Annotated in this window: 1 protein-coding gene; it reads right to left on the bottom strand. The window is 45.1% G+C overall.

The genetic code is table 11. The features are described 5' to 3' along the window. The coding region (mfd, locus tag PX636_RS01425; RefSeq protein WP_288115994.1) for a transcription-repair coupling factor at positions 1-3,402 on the bottom strand (3,402 nt) is incomplete at its 3' end. Positions 3,403-3,538: the final 136 nt, after the last annotated feature.

Here is a 3,538-nt window from a genome sequence, read left to right as displayed (position 1 = left end):
TCCTAAACCCCTAACCGTCACCTGTTTGGGACTATAAACAAAGCGTGATTGTATATGTTGGGGTAGGTGTTCTTGTAATAATTTCCACGCTGGTTCTTCCATGGGAGTTTCTAGAATAATATGCTGTTTTCCATCGGGTTTAATTCGCGAAAAACCGAGGGATTTAGCCAGATGTTTTAACTCGATTACCTTAAATAATTGTGCCACCGGTGCAGGAATTGCCCCGTATCTATCGACTAAATCGGCGGCAATTTGTCCTAAAGTTTTCTGAGAATTAGCAGTAGCGATCGCCCGATAGACATCCATTTTCTGCTCCAGATCGGATATATAATCGTTAGGAATAAATGCAGTTAATTTCAGATCGATTTGGGTATCCTCCACTTGAGGAATTTCTTGACCTTGAATTTCCCGCAAAGCTTCCTGTAACATTTCCATATATAGATCAAAACCAATCGCTTCCATTTGTCCCGATTGTTCCGCACCTAATAAGTTACCCGCACCGCGAATTTCCAGATCCCTAGTCGCTAATTGATACCCCGATCCTAACTGGGTAAATTCTTGAATTGCCTTTAATCTTTCCCGAGCGGTTTCTGTTAGTTCTGCCTTGGCTGGATAAAGTAACCAAGCGTGCGCTTGTACTCCCGATCGCCCCACCCGTCCCCGCAGTTGATAGAGTTGCGCTAAACCGAATTTTTGGGCATCTTCAATGATAATCGTGTTAACTCTGGGAATATCTAACCCCGACTCTACAATAGTCGTACAGACTAAGATATCCGCTTCCCCATTATTAAAAGCTAACATGGTGGTCTCTAATTCGGACTCATCCATACGACCGTGGCCGATGGCAATTCTAGCACCCGGAATCATCCCTTGAATTGCTGCCGCTTTTTCTTCAATTCCCTCGATTCTTGGTACTACATAAAAAATCTGTCCCCCCCGATCCAATTCATTGCGAATTGCCGTTCTAATCACATCAGAATTATAACTGGAAAGGTGGGTCTGGATGGGACGACGAGAGGGAGGGGGTGTGGTAATTAAACTCATTTCTCGCACCCCAGAAAGGGACATATAAAGAGTCCGGGGAATCGGTGTCGCACTCAAGGTCAATACATCAATATTACTTTTAAAAGCCTTAATTTTCTCCTTTTGATTGACCCCAAAACGCTGTTCTTCATCAATTACCAATAACCCTAAATCTTTAAACTCCACCGCTTTACTCAATAACAACTGCGTCCCCACCACTATATCCAATTCCCCCGTTTTCAAGCGCTGGACGATATCTTTTTTCTCGGAATTGGTGCGAAAACGATTTAATAAACCCACATTAATGGGATAGGGAGCAAAACGTTCTTTCAGGGTGTGATAATGTTGTTGGGTTAAAATCGTTGTTGGTGCTAATAAAGCCACCTGTTTATGACCCGTGGTGACAGCTTTAAAAATAGCACGAATCGCCACTTCTGTCTTACCAAAACCCACATCCCCACAGACTAATCGATCCATCGGGCGATCGCTTTCTAAATCCCGTTTCACATCCTGTATTGCTTTCAGTTGATCAGCAGTGGGTTGGTAGGGAAAAGAATCCTCTAACTCCCGCTGCCAGGGATTATCCATCGGATAGGCAAAACCCGATTTTTGGGCGCGTTGGGCGTAAATATTGATTAAATCAACCGCTAACTTCTTAACCGACTTCCTGACGCGGGCTTTCGTCGCTTCCCACGCTTTGCCAGAGATTTTATGTAATTCTGGCTCTTGATTACCTGTATGACGATAACGGGAGAGATTATCAACAGAATCGGCAGGAACCCGCAATAATCCATCGGCATACTTAATAACTAGATAATCTCGACCTTGCACTACTCCGCTAATTGTGCTTTCCTGCTTTTCTAGTTTGATAAACTGTCCGATGCCATGGTGTTTATGTACTACAAAATCGAGGGGACGGAGTTTGTTCACGTCCACCTGTACCGAGGCTGCTTGCCGACGTTTGCGGACGTAACCGGCAGTATTTAAAAGATGTTGTCCGAAGAACTCTCGATCAGTAACGACGACTATGCGATAGGTGGGTAGGATAAAACCTTCTAATTCAGCTAATCCTGAGTATTTTAGGGCTGTAGCGGTGTTTTGAATGATTAAGCGCTCGATCGCCCCAAAATCGAGGGGATTGGGGATAAATTGGGCCGGGCAGTCGTGTTCCTGTAATAACGAGACTGTGCGGGAGGGTTGGGCAGATATTAACCATGTAGCGTACTTATTTACTTTAATACCGCTATAAATCTCTCTTTTTCCCCGTAAAATTTCCGCTAGTTTGGCGAATTGCCCCGGATTGGTGGGAATTGGACGACTGGAGAGATTAAGGCGATTTTCGGACAGGTGATCGTCTATTTCTGAGAGGTAGAGATGGGGAAATTTGGCCGATATTTGCAGAGATTCGCCAAAAGAACGGTGAATTTGCGGTAAAGCTGGTTCTATCTCTTGCCAGCGTTCCCCAATATATTCTATCCAGCGATCGCTTCTAGCTTGACAGCTTTCCAGTTCATCAAAGGCAATAAGGGTATTTTCGGGGAGATAATCCAATAAAGAAGCAGGTTGACGGAAGGAAAAGCCTAAAAATCGCTCAATTCCCTCTGGATAAATGCCATTAGCCAATTTTTCTCGCTCTTCAGCCTCCAAATAATCGGCCACTGTCGGGGGGAGAGAAGGGGCAATCATCGCCGCGAAGCTAGTGGGAGTAAGAAGCAGATTGGGGATAGAATCGAGGGATCTTTGGGTGGCAGGGTCAAATTCTCGCAATTTTTCCAATTCATCGCCGAAAAATTCTAACCTGACCGGTAATTCTGCCGAAACTGGGAAAATATCAACGATATCGCCGCGACGACTCCATTGCCCTTCGGTTTCTACCAGTGAAACCCTTTGATATCCTAATCTAGCTAGGGTTAGATCGAGGTTTTTGCCTTCTATAACCCTTCCTACCGCAAAATTATCGCTATATTGCTCGAAAACCTCTCTAGGGGGTAAATGGGGCTGCAGGGCCTTTTCGGTGGTAACGATCGCAATTCCGGCCTCTTGATGACTGATTGCCGATAATACCTGCATCTGTCCCCAAATCATCTCGGATTCCCGATTAAATGTCTCGTAGGGGCAAGCTTCCGAGGTGGGATAAAAGAAAACACCTTTCCACGTCATCGCTTCTAATTGTGCCGCCCAACGTGCCGCTTCTTCCAGATTGGCACAGATAATTAAAAGATTTTTTCCTTGACAACGGGCGAAAGCTGTGCTTATTAATCCTTTCGGTAAGCGGGCAAGGCCAGTTAGGGTTAAATTGCCATTTTTCTCCAGTTTTTGGATAAGTTCGGCAGTTAATGGCGATTTTTCAATGTTGCGAATAACGGAGGCAAAAGTCATTTTTTAGTGATCGGCACTCGGTTTTTAGTTAGGGTTTGCGGCAAAAAGTTTTTCGTGGGGACAGGGTGTGGGGTGTGGGGTGTGGGGTGTGGGGTGTGGGGTGTAGGGTTTTACCGATTTTGAGGGGGTCAATTAC

It is taken from the genome of Microcystis sp. M53598_WE2 (assembly GCF_030067735.1).
Taxonomy (GTDB): domain Bacteria; phylum Cyanobacteriota; class Cyanobacteriia; order Cyanobacteriales; family Microcystaceae; genus Microcystis; species Microcystis aeruginosa.
Note: the sequence above shows the minus strand (reverse complement) of the source record. Positions and strands in the feature narration are given on the sequence as shown.